This is a genomic window from Variovorax sp. dw_954 (assembly GCF_018449755.1).
Taxonomy (GTDB): domain Bacteria; phylum Pseudomonadota; class Gammaproteobacteria; order Burkholderiales; family Burkholderiaceae_C; genus Variovorax.
The window spans coordinates 132,587-149,235 of the sequence record NZ_JAAVVD010000020.1; the positions used below are offsets into that span (position 1 = coordinate 132,587).

Sequence of the window (16,649 nt, forward strand, 5' to 3'; positions counted from 1 at the left end):
TGCCGCGTCTACACGCGCTTTCGTTCGCGCAGCGACGCGACCTGCTCCGCCGCATAGCCCAGCTCCGCCAGGATCTCGTCGGTGTGCTCACCGAGCGCCGGCGCGGCGCGGCTGAAGTCGACCGGCGTTGCGGACATCACCACCGGATGGCGCGCCACCGGATAGGCCTGCGCACCAAAGCGCTGCCGCTGCAGCATTCCGTTGGCCTGGATCTGTTCATCCTCGAGCGCCTGCTGCAGGTCGTTCACTGGCGCGGCCGGGATCTTGCAGCCAGCCAGCGCCGCCAGCACCTCGTCGCGGCCACGCGCGGCGCACCAGTCGCGCATGACGGCGCTGATCGCCTCGCCGTTTTGCGCGCGCAGCTCGTCGCTGGCGAAACGCGGGTCGGACTTCATCGCCTGTTGCCCGACCAGTTCGCACCAGCGTCCGAACATCGCCTGCCCGATGGTCTGCACGATGAGCCAGCCGTCGCGCGCGCGGAACACGTCGCTGGGCCCGGCGAGGTAGCCGCGGTTGCCCTGCGGCACGCGGTTCTTCGCCAGCAGCGCCTGCTCGATCAACGCGCCGTTGGTGTGCACCAGGGCCGTCTGCAGCAACGAGCCTTCCACGCATTGCCCGCGCCCGGTTCGCTCGCGCGTCCACAGCGCGGCCAGCGCGCCCATGGCGCAAGCCTGCGCGGTGCCGAAGTCCACCCACGTGGCGGCGGTGCGCGCCGGCGCATCCGGCAGGCCGGAGAGGAACATCGCGCCGCTCATCGCCTGGCCGACCGAGTCGAAGCCGGCCTGCCGCGCCGAAGGCCCTTCGGTGCCGAAGGCCGTCACGCTCACCAGCACGATGCGGGGGTTGCGGGCGCTCAGGGTCGGGTAGTCGAGGCCGAGACCGCGCAGCGTCTCGGGCGGCAGGTTGGCAACCACCACATCGGCCGTGGCCACCAGTTGCTCGACGATGGCGCGGCCTTCCTCGCTGGCCAGGTCGAGCGTGAGGCAGCGCTTGTTGCGGTTCAACTGCAGGAACATGCCGCCCTCGCCGCTCTCCAGTACCGGCGGCACGCGGCGGTCCTCGCCACCTTCCACGCGCTCGATGCGGATCACGTCGGCGCCGAGGTCGCCCAGCAATGCGGCGCAATAGGGGCCGGCAATGTAGCGGCCGAAGTCGAGCACGCGCACGCCTTCGAGCAGGGGCGGTGCGCTGGGATGGGAAGCGGCTGTCGTCATGCGGACCAGTATCCCGCGCGGCGCCAGCCGCATCCATGCGTGGAAAGCCGGAAGCGCCCGTCGCGCAGTCCCGGCCGCGGAAGGCGCACCGCGCCTTGTCCGCACCTTGCTATCGTTCGTGGCACATGACCCAAATCCTCGGCATCACCGGCCCGATCTACCTCGTCATCGCGCTGGGCTTCCTGGCGGGGCGACTGGAGATCTTCTCCAAGGCCGACATGCGGGTGCTGGGCACCTACGTCGTCAAGTTCGCGCTGCCGGCGCTGGTGTTCACCGCGTTGTCGCAGCGGCCGGTGGGCGAGATCCTCAATGCGCGCTACATGGCCGACTATGCGGTCGGCTCGCTGATCGTGCTGCTGGTCGCCTTTGCCTGGGGCTGGCAGCGACAGGGCAAGAGCTTCACGCTGAGCGCGTTGTGCGGCCTGGGCATGTCCAGCTCCAACAGCGGCTTCATCGGCTACCCGATCGCGGTGCAGGTGGTCGGCCCTGCCACGGCGGCGGTCGCGCTGGCCATGAACATGGTCATCGAGAACCTGGTGATGATCCCGATCACGCTGGCGATGGCGGACAGCGGCAGTTCGGGCGCCGGCAAGTGGTACCGCATCGCGCTGGAATCGATGGGCAAGCTGGCGCGCAATCCGGTCATCCTCGCCATGCTCGGCGGCTTCGGCGTGGCCTTGCTGGAACTGCCGATCGCGGGCGGCGTGCTGGCCCGCACGATCAACATGCTGGCAATGTCCTCGGCGGCGGTGTCGCTGTTCGTGATCGGCGGCGCGCTGGTCGGGCTGCCGATCAAGGGCATGCGGCGCGATGTGTCGGCGATCGCGCTGGGCAAGCTGGTGCTGCATCCGCTGGTGGTCGGGCTGCTGGTGTGGCTGCTGCCGCCCAGCGACCCCTCGCTGCGCGCCGCGGCGGTGGTGTTCGCGGGCGTGCCGATGCTCAGCATCTATCCGATCCTGGCGCAGAAGTACGGCTTCGACGCGCTCTGCGCAGCGGCGCTGCTGCTGGCGACTGTCCTTTCGTTCGTGACGATCAGCCTGCTGCTGTGGTCGCTGGGGGAGTTGCCGGGCTGGATACCCGCGACGTAGCCACGGTATCAGCCGGCGACAACGGCGATGCCGCGGATCTGCCCCGCCTTCGCTTCACCCACCGGCCGCGGATAGCGCGCGGGCGCAAAGCGATACAGCAACTCGGCCTCACGCGCACGCGCCATCGCAATGTTGGCCAGCTTCACATGCCCGTAGCCGCGGATCGTCATCGGCACCGCGGCGATCTGCGCCGCCAGCTTCTGGTTGCAGGGCGACAACTGCGCCGTCAACTCGTCGAGCCGCGCCTCGAACTGGCCGATGAGCGAGCGCTCCAGCCGGCGTTCCTCCGTATGGCCGAACAGGTCGAAGGCCGTGCCCCGCAAACGCTTGCCGTGTGCCAGCCATTTCATCGCCGGCAGCATCCAGCCGCCGATACGGATCTTGCGCGGCGGCTGGCCGTTTTTCGGGCCTGACAGGAAGGGCGGCGCCATGTGGAATTCAAGCTGGATATCGCCCTCGAATTGCTCGGCCAACTTCTCGCGGAAGCTGCCGTCGGTGTAGAGCCGCGCCACTTCGTACTCGTCCTTGTAGCTCATGAGCTTGAGCAGGCTGCGCGCCGCACTGCGCGTGACGGGCAGGCTGGCGTCGCCACCCGCCAGCGCGGACTCGCGCGCCATCACATCGCGCAGCCGATCTGCGTAGCGCCGGGACCAGGCGGCGTCCTGGTAGGCGGACAGGCGAACGATGGCATCGGCGATCAGCGCCTGCGCCGTCTCGTCCTGCGGCGCATGCGTGGCGGCGCTGCGCAGCCCATGGATCGCATCCGCATCCGCCGCGGCCAGCCGCCCCAGCGAGAAGGCCGTGTGGTTCGCCTCGATGGCCACGCCGTTGAGTTCGATCGCACGCGTGATCGATTCGAGTCGCAAGGGGATCAGCCCGCGCTGCCATGCGTAGCCCATCGCCAGGATGTTCGAGGCCTGGGTGTCGCCGATGAACTCCTGCGCCAGCGTCTGCGCATCGAAGGTCTCGACCTGTTCATCGCCGGCAACGAAACGCATCTTCTCCAGCAGCAGGTCTACCTTCAGGTCGGCATCGGGATTGCGCAGCGCTTCGGCAACCGGGATCTCGTGCGTGTTCGCGAGGATGCGCGTGCGGCCATGGCGCACGGTCTGCAAGGCATCGGCCGATGCGCCGACGACGATGTCGCAGGCGAGGATGGCATCGGCCTGCTGCGTGTCGATGCGGACCTGGTTGAGCCGCTCGGGCCGGTCGGCCAGCCGCACGAAGCTCAGCACCGCGCCGCCCTTCTGCGCAAAGCCCATGAAGTCCAGCACGCTGGCCGACATGCCTTCCAGGTGCGCGGCCATCGCGATCACCGCGCCCACCGTCACCACGCCGGTGCCGCCGACGCCCGTGACGAGCAGGTCGTACGGGCCATCCCACCGATGCCCGCCAGGCACCGGCAGCTCGGCCACATGCTGGAGGAAAGCCGCACGACCCGCCGCAAGCGCGCCACTCTTCTTGCGCAATGCGCCGCCGGTCACACCTACGAAGCTGGGGCAGAAGCCCTTGGCGCAGGAATAGTCCTTGTTGCAACTGGTCTGGTCGATCTGGCGCTTGCGGCCGAGCCCGGTCTCCAGTGGCAGCACCGCCACGCAATTGCTTTGCACGGTGCAGTCGCCGCAGCCTTCGCAGACGGCCTCGTTGATGAAGAGGCGCTTGGGCGGGTCTTGCAATTCGCCCTTCTTGCGGCGCCGGCGCTTCTCGGCCGCGCAGGTCTGTTCGTAGATCAGCACCGTGACACCCGGCACTTCGCGCAGGCGACGCTGCACGGCGTCGAGTTCGCTGCGGTCATGGAACTCGGTGCCGGCCGGGAAACGACTCTTGAGCGCGTCGTACTTGTCGATGGCATCGCTCACGACCACCACCTGCTTCACGCCTTCGGATTCCACCTGCCGCGCGATCGCATCCACGCTGATGACGCCGTCCACCGGTTGCCCTCCGGTCATCGCCACCGCATCGTTGAAGAGGATCTTGTAGGTCAGCGTGGCCTTCGCCGCCACGGCCTGGCGGATCGCGAGATAACCGGAGTGGTAATAGGTGCCGTCGCCGAGGTTCTGGAACACGTGCGGGGTGCGCGTGAACATCGAGTGCGAGACCCAGTCGACGCCCTCCCCGCCCATCTGGATCAGCCCGGCGGTGCTGCGGTCCATCCAGTTGGCCAGGAAGTGGCAGCCGATGCCGGCCCGCGCGGTCGAGCCCTCGGGCACCCTGGTGCTGGTGTTGTGCGGGCAGCCGGCGCAGAAGTACGGCAGTCGCTTGACCGAATCGCCGCCGTTGCTCAGCAGTTCGGGCAGCGTGAAATCGCGGACGTGCCGGAAGTGGTCGCCCAGTTCGGTGTTGTCGGGAAAGCGGGCCGCGAGCCAGTGCGCCACCAGTTCGATCAGCCGCGAAGGCCGCAATTCGCCGAGCGCGGAGACCAGCGGGTGGCCGTCGCGGTCGTTCTTGCCGACCAGCGCCGGGCGCGCACCGGCCGGCGCGTTGTAGAACAGGTCGCGCAACTGCGTCTCGACGATCGCGCCCTTCTCCTCGATCACCAGGATCTCGTCCAGCCCCTGCGCGAAGGCCTTGATCCGCGTCTGCTCGATCGGGAAGCTCAGGCCCACCTTGTAGAGCCGCACGCCCACGCGCGCGAGGCTCTCGGGCGTCACCTCCAGCCGGCGCAGCACTTCCATGAGGTCGTAGTGCGCCTTGCCGCAGGTCACGATGCCGGCCGTGGCATGCGGGCTCTCGATGATGTGGCGGTCGATGCTGTTGACGCGGGTGAAGGCGGCGACGGCCTCCAGCTTGTCGGCCAGCCGCGATTCGATGCGCAGCGACGGCAGGTCGGGCCAGCGGTAGTGCAGGCCATCGGACGGCGCACTGTGGCCGGTGATGCCGCGCACGGCGTTTGCATCGGCCCAGGCCGCGACACGGGCGTTCACGATGTCGAGGTCGACCGTCCCCGCGCTCTCCACCACCTCCGACAGCGCCGCCATGCCGACCCAGGCGCCGCAGAAGCGCGACAGTTCATAGCCATACAGGCCGAACTCCAGGTACTCGGCCACGCTGGCCGGCTGCAGCACCGGCATGCTCCAGGCCATGAAGGCATGGTCGCTCTGGTGCGGCATCGACGATGACACGCAACCGTGGTCGTCGCCCGCCACCACCAGCACGCCGCCGTGCGGAGAGGAGCCGTAGGCGTTGCCGTGCTTGAGCGCATCGCCCGCGCGGTCCACGCCCGGCCCCTTGCCGTACCACATCGCGAACACGCCCTCGACCGTGCGCTCGGGGTCGGACTCGACGCGTTGCGTGCCCAGCACCTGCGTGGCCGCCAACTCCTCGTTGATGGCCGGCACGAAACGGATACCGGCGTCCTTGAAGCTGGCGCCGGCCTTCCAGATGGCCAGGTCGACCATGCCCAGCGGCGAGCCGCGATAGCCGCTGACGAAGCCTTGCGTGCGGAGGCCACGCGCCGCGTCGCGCCGGCGCTGCATCAGGAGCACGCGCACCAGGGCCTGCGTGCCGGTGAGGTAGATGGCGCCTGAATGGGCCCAGAGGCCATCGGCGAGCTTGTAGTCGGCGCGCGCCAGCGGCTGCGCAACGGAAGCGTGAGTCATGCAAGGATTGTTCTTCGCATACGCAAGGAATATTCTCTCCATTGCGCTCGAAGCAACCCTCAATTCGAGAACACGATTCTCGATTCAAGCCATGAACGACGATTTCATTCCTCTCGACAATCACTCGCTGCAGATCCTCCACGAACTCCAGCGCGACGCCCGCCAGACGGTCCAGCAGATTGCCGACAAGGTGGGGCTCTCCTCCACGCCATGCTGGCGCCGCATCAAGGAGATGGAAGCCTCGGGCGTGATCCGCGGTTACACGGTCGTGGTGGACAGGGAGAAGGTCGGCCTCAACCTCGCGGCAGTGACCGAGGTCAACCTGGACCGGCATCATGAGTCGAATGTGCGGGACTTCGAGAAGGCGGTGGCGGCCAGCCCGCAGATCGTGCGCTGCGTCGCGGCGACCGGGCCGGCCGACTACATCCTCACGGTGCTCGTGCCGGACATCAAGCACTACGAAAAATTCCTGCACGCCACGCTGTTCGAGCAGGCCGGCGTGACGCACGTGCGCTCGGCGATCGTGCTGCGGGAGGTCAAGAACGAAGGCAGCCTGCCGATCGAGTCGGGGACGGCAATGCGGCAACGCTGAAGCATCGCGCCTGGCGCAGGCTTCGGCAACCAGGCGGCCGCCTCGAGGGCGCGCATCCGGCGGGCGGGCTCAAGTCCTGCGCCGTCGCGCCTTCAGCATCTCGGCCACGAGAAACGCCAGTTCCAGGCTCTGCGACCCATTGAGCCGCGGGTCGCACGCGCTCAGGTAGCGCGCCTGCAAGCCGGCCTCGGTCAAGCCTTGCGCGCCGCCGGTGCATTCGGTGACGTCCTGGCCGGTCATCTCGAAGTGCACGCCGCCCGCATAGCTGCCGGCGGCCGCATGCACGTCGAAGAAGCTGCGCACCTCGGCCAGGATGCGCGGGAAGTCGCGCGTCTTGTAGCCGGCCGATGTGGTCACGGTGTTGCCGTGCATCGGGTCGCAGCACCAGACCACGCTGCGGTGTTCGCGCTGCACCGCCGCGATCAATCCAGGCAGGCGCTCGGCCAGCAGGTCGGCGCCCATGCGCGTGATGAGCACCATGCGGCCTTCGATGTTGCCGGGGTTGAGCGTGTCGAGCAGTCGCAGCAGGTCGTCGGGCTTCGCGTTGGGCCCGAGCTTGCAGCCGATCGGGTTGTCGATGCCGCGCATGAACTCGACGTGCGCGCCGTCCAGCGAGCGCGTGCGTTCGCCCAGCCAGAGCATGTGGGCCGAGCCGCCGTACCAGCGGCCGGTGGCGTCGTCGCGGCGCGTGAGGGCCTCTTCGTAGTGAAGGTGCAGCGCCTCGTGCGAGGTGTAGAACTCCACCTCCTTGACCTGCGGCGAACTGCTGGCGTCGAAGCCGCAGGCTTCCATGAAGGCCAGCGCCTCCTCGATGCTTTGTGCCACCGCCTCGAAGCGCTCGCCCTGCGGGCTGTGGCGCACGAAGTCGGAGGTCCAGCGATGCACCTCGTGCAGGTCAGCGAAGCCGCCTTGGGCCATCGCGCGCAGCAGGTTCAGCGTGGCCGCGGAGTGCGAGTAGGCGCGCAGCAGGCGCTGCGGGTCGGCCGTGCGCGCGGCTGGCGAGAACTCGGCGCCGTTGACGATGTCGCCGCGATAGGACGGCAGGCTCACGCCATCCACCGACTCCATGTCCGATGACCGCGGCTTGGCATATTGGCCTGCCATGCGGCCGATCTTCACGACCGGGCAGGAGGCCGCGAAGGTCAGCAGCACCGCCATCTGCAGGATCACGCGGAACGAGTCGCGCACGGTGCCGGCACTCAGTTCGTCGAAGCTCTCCGCGCAATCGCCGCCCTGCAGCAGGAAGGCCTTGCCGCGCGACACGGCCGCGAGGCGTTCCCGCAGCGTGGCCGCCTCGCGGCCGAAGATCAGCGGCGGCCAGGCTGCCAGTTGCCTGTTGGCCAATGCCAGTGCCGCGGGGTCCGGATAGCTCGGCATCTGCGCCACCGGAAAGCGGCGCCAGCTGTCGGGCGACCACGCCGTGGTCGAAGGTGCGGTGTCGGTCATGCCGCACGATACCGCGACTTCAGCGCCGGCTTGCGCGTGCCGCGCTCAGGCGTGCGCCACCGCCCTGGCCTCGAAGGACTGCTTGCGCTTCGCGTCGTGATAGCTGCCGGTGCCGCGCGTCAACAGCGTGTCGGTGGGCAACAACGTGCCGGGCTGATAGTCGCGCTGGCCGGCGATGCGCTGGTAGAGCGGCGCGAAGTCGACCTCGGCAAGCTTGAGCAGCTCATCCAGGTTGTCGATCACGAAGTAGCTCTCCTGGAAATCGTCGATGCGGTAGTTGGTGCGCATCACCCGCTCCAGGTCGAAGCGGATGCGGTTGGGGGACGGGTCGTCGAGGGAGAACACCGTCTCCGTGAACGACGAGGCGATGCCGGCGCCGTAGATGCGCAAGCCGTCGGCCTGCTTCACCAGGCCGAATTCCACCGTGTACCAGTACACGCGCGCCAGCTTGTCGAGCACGCCCAGCTTCTGCGCCCGCAAGCCGCCCACGCCGTAGGCCTGGATATAGTCGGCGATGGCCGGGTTCATCAGCATCGGCACATGCCCGAACACGTCGTGGAACACATCGGGTTCTTCGAGGTAGTCGAGCTCGTGCGGCTTGCGGATGAAATGCCCCGCGGGAAAGCGACGATTCGCCAGGTGCTCGAAGAACACCTCGTCCGGCACCAGGCCCGGCACAGCAACCACCTGCCAGCCGGTGCGCTTCATCAGCACCTCGCTGAGCCGTTCGAAGTCGGGAATCTGCTCGGGGCCGATCGGCAGGTCCTTCATGCCGGCGACGAACTCGTCGCAGGCTCGGCCTGGCAGCAGCTTCGACTGGCGCTCGAACAGAGTCTTCCACACGGCATGCTCGGCCGGGGTGTAGTTGTGCCAGCCCTGGTCGATGGTCCAGTCGGCGCGCTCGGGCTTCTCGCCGGCTGCGAGGCCGTGCAACGCCGTGTCGTCATGCGGGGTGGCGAATGTCTGAAGCTGTTGGAGCATGTCAGTGTTCCAGCGCAGCAGTGGCTGCAAAGACGCGGTCGGCCTGCAACGCGGCCTCGATGTCGCGCATCGACAGGCCGCCCACGTCGTGCGTGGTCAGCGTGATGTCCACGCGGTTGTAGACGTTCGACCACTCCGGGTGATGGTCCTGCTTCTCGGCCGCCAGCGCGACCTGGGTCATGAAGCCGAAGGCCTGGCGGAAGTCGGCGAAGACGAACTCGCGACGGATCAGGCCGCCGCGGTCCTCGCTGAACTGCCATTGCGGCACGTCGCCCAGCAGGCGGCCAAGGTCTTGCGACGGGAGTTTCATCGTGCGGTCGCTCAAGCGGCTTGCAGCACGCCGCGGCGCACCTGGTCGCGTTCGATCGACTGGAACAGCGCCTTGAAGTTGCCTTCGCCGAAGCCGTCGCTGTAGTCGCCCTTGCGCTGGATGAACTCGAAGAACACCGGGCCGCCGAACGCGGTCTCCGAGAAGATCTGAAGCAGCAGACGGGGCTGGCCGCCTTCAGTGGTGCCGTCGAGCAGAATGCCCCTTGCCTGCAGTTCCCCGATGGGTTCGCCGTGGCCCGGCAGGCGCGTTTCCAGCATCTCGTAGTAGATGTCGTTCGGCGCGGTCATCAGCGGCACGCCGGCCAGGCCCAGCTGGTCGATGGTGTCGATGAGGTTGTCGCTCGACAGCGCAATGTGCTGGATGCCCTCGCCGTTGAACTTCATCAGGAATTCCTCGATCTGGCCCGAGCCCTTGGACGATTCCTCGTTCAGCGGGATGCGGATCTTGCCGTCGGGTGCGGTCAGCGCCTTGGAGGTCAGGCCGGTGTACTCGCCCTGGATGTCGAAGTAGCGGATCTCGCGGAAGTTGAAGAGCTTCTCGTAGAAGTTGGCCCAGAAGGTCATGCGGCCGCGGTAGACGTTGTGGGTCAGGTGGTCGATCACCTTGAGGCCATGGCCCGGCGGGTGGCGGTCAACGCCTTCGATGAACTCGAAGTCGATGTCGTAGATCGACTTGCCGTCTTCGAAACGGTCGATGAGGTACAGCGGTGCGCCGCCGATGCCCTTGATGGCGGGCAGGCGAAGTTCCATCGGGCCCGTCGCGATCTCGATGGGCTGCGCGCCCAGTTCGAGGGCGCGTGCGTACGCCTTGTGCGAGTCCTTCACGCGGAACGCCAGGCCGCAGGCCGACGGGCCGTGCTCTGACGCGAAGTAGGCGGCGGGGCTGTGCGGCTCGCGGTTGACGATGAAGTTGATGTCGCCCTGGCGGTAGAGCACCACGTCCTTGGAGCGGTGCTTCGCGACGAGCGTGAAGCCGAGCTTTTCAAAAAAGGGCTCCAGGGTGTTGGCGACGGGCGCGGCGAATTCAACGAATTCGAAGCCTTGAAGGCCCATGGGGTTCTCGAAAAGATCGGTCATGCGGAGGTCTCGTGTGTGGGTTGGATCGAATACCCACGATGCTAGGGATTTGCGCCGCAACAATCTTGCAAGTTTTGTATGTGTTGGCCTCAATACGCAGGAATCCTGCGTCTTCGATCTGACGTTTGCACGTTCAAATATTCATATCGTGCCGAAGCGCCGTCTTTTCACAGCATTGCGTGACCTGGCAAAGCGCGCGAACATGAGCGCGCGGCGTTTCCGCCACGAACAACAGAGGAGACTTCTCATGAACCTTGGCGACAAACTCGCCGGCAAGCGGGTGCTGGTGACGGGGGCCTCGTCGGGGCTCGGTGAAAACTTCGCGCGCCTGGCCGCCGGCTGCAAGGCCCAGGTGGTGATTGCCGCGCGGCGCAAGAGCAGGCTCGACGCGCTGGCCAAGGACCTGGAGCAACTGGGCTCGCCGCAGGTCACTGTCGTGGAGATGGACGCGGCCTCCGAGCAGTCGATCGACGACGCCTTCGCCGCGATCGATGCATCGGGTGACGTCCTCGACGTCGTCATCAACAACGCTGGCGTATCCGGCGAAGGCGCGTCGCTCACCTTGCCGACGAAGGCGTACGACGACTTGATGGCCGTCAACGTACGCGCGGTCTGGCTGGTCGCGGTCCGCGCAGCCCGCCGCTGGCAGGCGGCCGGCCGTGGCGGCTCGATCGTCAACATCGCGTCCATCCAGGGCGAGCGCGTCATGCCGGGCATCACGCCGTATTCGACGTCCAAGGCGGCTGTCGTGCACATGACCAAGAGCCTGGCGCTCGAATGGGCCCGCTACGGCATCCGCGTCAATGCGATCGAACCCGGCTACATCGGCACCGAGATGACCGACGCGATGTGGGAAACCGACTATGGCAAGGCCCTGATCAAGCGCATCCCGATGCGCCGCCTCGGCAAGCCCGAGGATCTCAACGGACTGCTGTTGCTGCTGGCCACCGACGCGGGATCGTGGATGACCGGCGCCTGCGTGCCGGTCGACGGCGGGCACCTTTGCTCGTCGCTGTAGCCAGCGGCTGCAAGTCGGGGCCGGTCAACTCGAAAGAGCGAGCGTCTCGGCCGCCGTAGAGCCCCGCTCGACGATCCGGAAGCCGATGTCGACCACGGGCTGCGCAACGGTCTCCCCACGGCAGCGCTCGACGATCATGCGGGCCGCGAGCCGGCCGATCTCGGGGCCGTCGACGTGCACGGTGCTGATCGACGGCACGGTATGCGCCGAGAAGTCCGCATTGCCGAAACCGCAGATGGCCAGGTCCTCCGGGACGCGCAGCCCGCGTGCCTGCGCTTCGATCAACACGCCGTGGGCCAACTGGTCTGAACTGCAGCAGACAGCGCGCAATGCCGGCTCCTTCTGCAGCAGTTCCGCCAGCGCGCGGCGCCCCAGTTCGAGGTTGCTGGGCGCCGGTACCACCGCCGTCGGCACGTCCCGGCCGATGGTTGCCACGAATCCTTCGCGGCGCATCAGGGCGCGCTGATCGCTCCCCGTGGCCACGCCAACCTTGTGCCAGCCCTTGCCAAGGAAGTAGCCGGCCACCGCGCCGCCGACTTTCAGCAGCGAGAAGCCGACCAGCATGTCCACGGGCCGCTCCGTGAAGTCCCAGGTCTCGACGACCGGAATGCCGGCGCGCTGGAGCCGATCCCGGCCAGCCTGCGATTGCACCAGCCCCGTCACCACGATGCCGTCGGGCCGACGGCTGATCATCGTGTTGAGCATGGCTTCCTCGCGCGCCGTGTCGTACCCGGTCTGCCCGATGATGAGCTGGTAACCGGCCGCGGCCAGGGATTCGTTCAGCGCGCCCACCGTCGGCAGGAATTGCGAGACCGAGAGCGCCGGCACCAGCGCCGCGACGAGCAGGCTGCGCTTCGACTTCAGGCCGCCCGCCAGGAGATTGGGGGTGTAGCCGGTGACCTCGACTGCCTGCTTGACGCGCGCGATGGTCTTGTCCGACACCAGCCCCGGATTGCTCAAGGCCCGCGACGCTGTGATCAGCGAGACGCCTGCTTCGCGTGCCACGTCATGCAGGGTCGAGGGCTTGAATGGAAGGGGCGCGTTCATGGTCTCTTGGAGATTGACAACGTTAGCAATATAGCCCGGAAAGGCGGCTTGAATCCGCCTTGCGTGGCGGGCGTCAACGACTGTCCGTCCTGGCAACTTCTCCCCATAAACCATCGGCGAGACCAAGGGAAAACCCGCACGAAATGTCGATTGACGCCATAAATGACAACGATATCATTTGCATATCCCAGCAGAGCAGACCGAGGCATCAGACGGCAGGCTCCATGGGAATGCTGGCGGAAGACCTGCTCCTTGCGGCAAAAAATGACAACGTTACCAGTTTGACTGGCGGCACAAGACAAACCACAGGCGCCCCACGGCGCAGCAAAGGACCAACTCATGAAGAAGATCGCCCTCAGCGGCGCCGGCGGCCAACTCGGCGCCGTGCTGCGCACCGCATTGATCGCGCGCGGCGTCCCGCTGCGCTCCGCCGCCGGCAGCAAGCCGCTGGTGCCCCTGGTCGACGGCGAGGACCTGATGCATGGCGACCTGCGCGACAGCGCCGTGGTCGACCGGCTGCTCCAGGGCGTCGACGTGCTGATCCACCTGGCCGGCACGAGCGTCGAGAAGCCCCTGCCCGAGATCATCGAGAACAACCTGCGCGCGCTGGTCGAGGTCTACGAAGGCGCACGGCGCAACGGCGTGCGCCGCATCGTCTTCGCCAGCTCCAACCACGCGATCGGCATGTACCCGGTCATCGACAAGCTCGACCTCGATTGCGCGCTGCGCCCCGACGGCTTCTACGGCCTGAGCAAGTTGTGGGGCGAAGGCCTGGCGCGCATGTACTGGGACAAGCACGGCATCGAGAGCATCTGCGTGCGCATCGGCAGCTGCATCGAGCGGCCGACAGAGCCCCGCCACCTGAGCACCTGGTTCGGCCACGACGACCTGCTGCATTTCGTCGACCGCTGCATAGAAGCCGAGGACGTGGGCTTCCTGGTCGTATGGGGCGTGTCGGCGAACAAGCGCAGCTGGTGGGACAACAGCGGCGCCGAACGGCTGGGCTTCAAGCCGACGCAGGACGCGGAAGCCTTCGCCGCCGAGGTGCTGGCCCGGCCGAACCCACTCGACGCCCTGGGCCAACGCTTCCAGGGCGGCAGCTTCGTCGGCATCGATTACTCGCGGGATGACATCGCGGCGCAGCGGCCCGTGGCCGTCGCCGCCTGACGCTCCCTTTTCCTGAACTCCCGGATTCATACACAACAGGAGACATCACGATGAAGATCAAAGGCTTGCGCTGGTGGATGGTCGGTCTGGTTTCGGCCGGCCTCATCGTCAATTACCTCGCGCGCAACACGCTGTCGGTGGCAGCACCGACGCTGATGAAGGACCTCAACATCACGGTGGAGCAGTACTCGCACATCGTGGTCGCATGGCAGCTTTGCTACGCGTTCATGCAGCCTGTCGCGGGCTACCTGCTCGACGCGATCGGCACCAAGATCGGCTTCGGCATCTTCGCGCTGCTCTGGTCGCTGGCATGCGCCGCGGCTGCATGGTCCACGGGTTGGCAAAGCCTGGCCTTCTTCCGCGGCGTGCTGGGCCTGACCGAGGCGGCCGGCATTCCCGCCGGCGTCAAGTCGACGACGGAATGGTTCCCGGCCAAGGAACGCTCGGTGGCGATCGGCTGGTTCAACATCGGCTCCTCGGTCGGCGCCTTGCTGGCACCGCCGCTGGTGGTCTGGGCCCTGATGCACGGGCAATGGCAATGGGCCTTCCTGATCGTCGGCGCGCTGGGCATCGTGTGGAGTGCGTTGTGGATGCTGTTCTATCGCCATCCGAAGGACCACGCGGCCCTGACCGACAAGGAGCGTGACTACATCCTTTCCGGCCAGGAGGCAAAGTACAGCACCGCCGGCGCGGCCAAGCGCAAGTGGACCGAGATGATCCGCAGCCGCGACTTCTGGGCCATCGGCATCCCGCGCATCCTGTCCGAGCCGGCATGGCAGACCTTCAACGCGTGGATCCCGCTCTACATGATGACCGAGCGCCACATGAACCTGAAGGAAGTGGCCATGTTCGCGTGGATGCCCTTCCTGGCCGCGGACATCGGCTGCGTGCTGGGCGGCTACCTGAGCCCGCTCTTCCACAAGTACGCCAAGGTCTCGCTGTTCACGTCACGGAAGATGGTGTTCGTCTTCGGCGCCCTGTGCATGGTCGGTCCGGCCTGCGTCGGCTTCGTCGCCAGCCCGTACGTCGCGATTGCGCTGCTGTGCGTGGGTGGCTTTGCGCACCAGACGCTGTCGGGCGCCCTGTACTCCATCACCTCGGACATGTTCGGCAAGAACGAAGTCGCCACGGCCACCGGCATGGGCGGCATGGCGGGCTACCTGGGCGCCGCGGCGTTCACCGCACTGTTCGGCGTGCTCGTCACGCAAGTGGGTTACAGCCCGCTGTTCGTGGTGCTGGCGGTGTTCGACATCGCCGCAGCCGTGGTCGTGTGCCTGCTGGCCCGAAGCGGCGACCGGGTGCCCGAACCGCGCTGGCAGCCGGCAGTCGCCGTGGCCAAGTGAACCGAAGCACCTGCTGAACGAGAAGCGTCGGCGTCCCTGCACATGAAGCAGCAAACGCCGGCCCGACCCAAGCCCACGGAGACATCGATGAATCAGACACTCACCCTCAAAGACTCGCCCGACGCCATGCCCAGCACTGCGGAAGCAAGCAAACCCACGCGCGTGCGCTACTGGGTGCTGCTGATGATCTTCATCGTGACCACGGTGAACTACGCCGACCGCGCCACCCTGTCGATCACCGGCCCGGCGATGCGCCAGGAGTTCGGCTTCGACACGATCCAGATGGGCTACATCTTCTCGGCCTTCAGCTGGGCCTACGTGCTCTCGCAGATGCCGGGCGGCTGGCTGCTGGACCGCTTCGGCGCGCGCAAGGTCTACGCGGCGAGCATCTTCTTCTGGTCGGTGTTCACGCTGATGCAGGCGTCGATCGGCGTGGCGACCAGTGCGGCGCTGGCGGTGACGACGCTGTTCGTGATGCGCTTCTTTGTCGGCATGGCGGAAGCGCCCGCTTTCCCGGCCAATGCCAAGGTGGTCGCGAGCTGGTTCCCGACCAAGGAGCGCGGCACCGCCTCTGCGATCTTCAATGCGGCGCAGTACTTCGCGGCGGTGGTCTTCACGCCGATCATGGCGGCGGTGACGCATTGGCTCGGCTGGCACTACGTCTACCTGTTCATGGGCGCATTGGGCGTGTCACTGGCGATCGCCTGGTGGTTCCTGATCCACAGCCCGGCCAGGCATCCTTCGGTCAACAAGGCAGAACTCGACCACATCGAAACCGGCGGCGGCCTGATCCACATGGGCGAGCGTGGCGGCCCCACTGCCGCCGCGTTGCCCAAGGGCCAGACGGCCTTCTACGTGAAGCAGCTGTTGACCAACCGCATGCTGCTGGGCGTCTACATCGGCCAGTTCTCGATCAACGTGCTGACCTACTTTTTCCTGACCTGGTTCCCGGTGTACCTGGTGCAGGAACGGCACATGACCATCATGCAGGCCGGCTTCATGGTGTCGCTGCCGGCCATCTGCGGTTTCGTCGGCGGAGTGTTCGGCGGCGTGGTGTCGGACTGGATGATGCGCAAGGGCTTCACGGCGACCGCGGCGCGCAAGACGCCCATCGTCGTCGGCATGCTGATGTCGATGACCATGATCCTGTGCAACTACGTCTCGGCCGACTGGATGATCGTGGGCCTCATGGCGCTCGCCTTCTTCGGCAAGGGCTTCGGCGCACTGGGCTGGGCGGTGATGGCCGACGTGGCACCCAAGGAAGTGATCGGCCTGGCCGGCAGCATCTTCAACACCTTTGGCGCCGTGGCGGGTATCGTGACGCCGATCGTCATTGGCTACATCCTGGCTGCGACCGGGTCGTTTGCCGGGGCGCTGGTGTTCGTGGGATTGAATGCGCTGGTGACGGTCTTCGCGTACCTGGTGATCGTGAAGGACATCAAGCGCATCGAGCTCAAGCACTGACGAACTGAATGAATCATCGGAGTCCCACATGAAAAGCGAAACACTGCCAATGGCGCCCCTGTTCATCACCATGCACGATGCCGACAACGTCGCGATCGTGGCCAACGACGGCGGGCTGCCCGCCGGCACGGAGTTCCCTTCGGGCCTGACGCTGGTGGACAAGGTGCCGCAGGCGCACAAGGTCGCGCTGGTCGACATTCCCGAGGGCGGCGAGGTGCGCCGCTACAACGTGGTCATCGGCTATGCGCTCAAGCCGCTGCCCGCGGGCACCTGGGTGCATGAA

14 protein-coding genes are annotated in these 16,649 nt (G+C 66.8%); 7 read left to right on the plus strand and 7 right to left on the minus strand.

From position 1 onward, the window contains the following. Window positions 1-8 precede the first annotated feature (8 nt). Window positions 9-1,214, minus strand: a complete 1,206-nt coding sequence (locus HB681_RS26670) for a CoA transferase (protein WP_213957896.1) — start codon at window positions 1,212-1,214, stop codon at window positions 9-11. Window positions 1,215-1,339: 125 nt separating this feature from the next. On the opposite strand from HB681_RS26670, the gene HB681_RS26675 reads away from it, so the two are divergent. Next, the gene (locus tag HB681_RS26675) at window positions 1,340-2,302 is read left to right on the plus strand and encodes an AEC family transporter (protein WP_213957897.1); all 963 of its coding nucleotides are present in this window, start codon (window positions 1,340-1,342) and stop codon (window positions 2,300-2,302) included. Between the two features lie 8 nt (window positions 2,303-2,310). Here the strand turns inward: HB681_RS26675 and HB681_RS26680 are convergent, their stop codons facing one another. Continuing rightward, entirely contained in the window at window positions 2,311-5,901 is a 3,591-nt protein-coding gene (locus HB681_RS26680) for an indolepyruvate ferredoxin oxidoreductase family protein (protein WP_213957898.1), read from the minus strand. A gap of 91 nt (window positions 5,902-5,992) precedes the next feature. Here HB681_RS26680 and HB681_RS26685 point away from each other — a divergent pair, with 91 nt between their 5' ends. Then, window positions 5,993-6,493: an Lrp/AsnC family transcriptional regulator gene (locus tag HB681_RS26685; protein WP_213957899.1), complete on the plus strand. Its 501-nt coding sequence runs from the start codon at window positions 5,993-5,995 to the stop codon at window positions 6,491-6,493. Between the two features lie 69 nt (window positions 6,494-6,562). Here HB681_RS26685 and HB681_RS26690 read toward each other — a convergent pair whose 3' ends face one another. Genes HB681_RS26690 through hppD form a run of 4 tightly spaced genes read right to left on the minus strand, consistent with a single transcriptional unit; the run spans window position 6,563 to window position 10,327 of the window. Then, window positions 6,563-7,939 (minus strand): 3-deoxy-7-phosphoheptulonate synthase class II, encoded by a 1,377-nt coding sequence (locus tag HB681_RS26690; protein ID WP_213957900.1) that lies wholly within the window; start codon window positions 7,937-7,939, stop codon window positions 6,563-6,565. Window positions 7,940-7,984: 45 nt separating this feature from the next. Continuing rightward, window positions 7,985-8,920 carry a phenylalanine 4-monooxygenase gene (gene phhA / locus HB681_RS26695; RefSeq protein WP_213957901.1) on the minus strand — a complete coding sequence of 312 codons (936 nt, stop codon included), beginning with the start codon at window positions 8,918-8,920 and terminating at the stop codon, window positions 7,985-7,987. 1 nt (window position 8,921) lies between these two features. After that, the gene (locus tag HB681_RS26700; RefSeq protein ID WP_213957902.1) at window positions 8,922-9,230 is read right to left on the minus strand and encodes a 4a-hydroxytetrahydrobiopterin dehydratase; all 309 of its coding nucleotides are present in this window, start codon (window positions 9,228-9,230) and stop codon (window positions 8,922-8,924) included. An 11-nt stretch (window positions 9,231-9,241) separates the two neighbouring features. After that, window positions 9,242-10,327 (minus strand): 4-hydroxyphenylpyruvate dioxygenase, encoded by a 1,086-nt coding sequence (gene hppD, locus HB681_RS26705; protein ID WP_213957903.1) that lies wholly within the window; start codon window positions 10,325-10,327, stop codon window positions 9,242-9,244. 247 nt (window positions 10,328-10,574) lie between these two features. On the opposite strand from hppD, the gene HB681_RS26710 reads away from it, so the two are divergent. Next, a complete protein-coding gene (locus HB681_RS26710; protein ID WP_213957904.1) occupies window positions 10,575-11,345 on the plus strand; it encodes an SDR family oxidoreductase in 771 nt (256 codons plus the stop codon). Between the two features lie 24 nt (window positions 11,346-11,369). Here HB681_RS26710 and HB681_RS26715 read toward each other — a convergent pair whose 3' ends face one another. After that, window positions 11,370-12,392 (minus strand): LacI family DNA-binding transcriptional regulator, encoded by a 1,023-nt coding sequence (locus HB681_RS26715; protein WP_213957905.1) that lies wholly within the window; start codon window positions 12,390-12,392, stop codon window positions 11,370-11,372. Window positions 12,393-12,731: 339 nt separating this feature from the next. Between HB681_RS26715 and HB681_RS26720 the strand changes: the two genes are divergently transcribed. From HB681_RS26720 to HB681_RS26735, 4 genes are all read left to right on the plus strand, one after another. Then, a complete protein-coding gene (locus tag HB681_RS26720; RefSeq protein ID WP_213957906.1) occupies window positions 12,732-13,559 on the plus strand; it encodes an NAD(P)-dependent oxidoreductase in 828 nt (275 codons plus the stop codon). Between the two features lie 50 nt (window positions 13,560-13,609). After that, window positions 13,610-14,902, plus strand: a complete 1,293-nt coding sequence (locus HB681_RS26725) for an MFS transporter (protein WP_213957907.1) — start codon at window positions 13,610-13,612, stop codon at window positions 14,900-14,902. A 126-nt stretch (window positions 14,903-15,028) separates the two neighbouring features. Further along, window positions 15,029-16,366 carry an MFS transporter gene (locus tag HB681_RS26730; protein WP_213957916.1) on the plus strand — a complete coding sequence of 446 codons (1,338 nt, stop codon included), beginning with the start codon at window positions 15,029-15,031 and terminating at the stop codon, window positions 16,364-16,366. Window positions 16,367-16,394: 28 nt separating this feature from the next. Next, window positions 16,395-16,649 (plus strand): UxaA family hydrolase (locus tag HB681_RS26735; protein WP_256735116.1); only part of this gene is annotated, 255 nt, incomplete at its 3' end.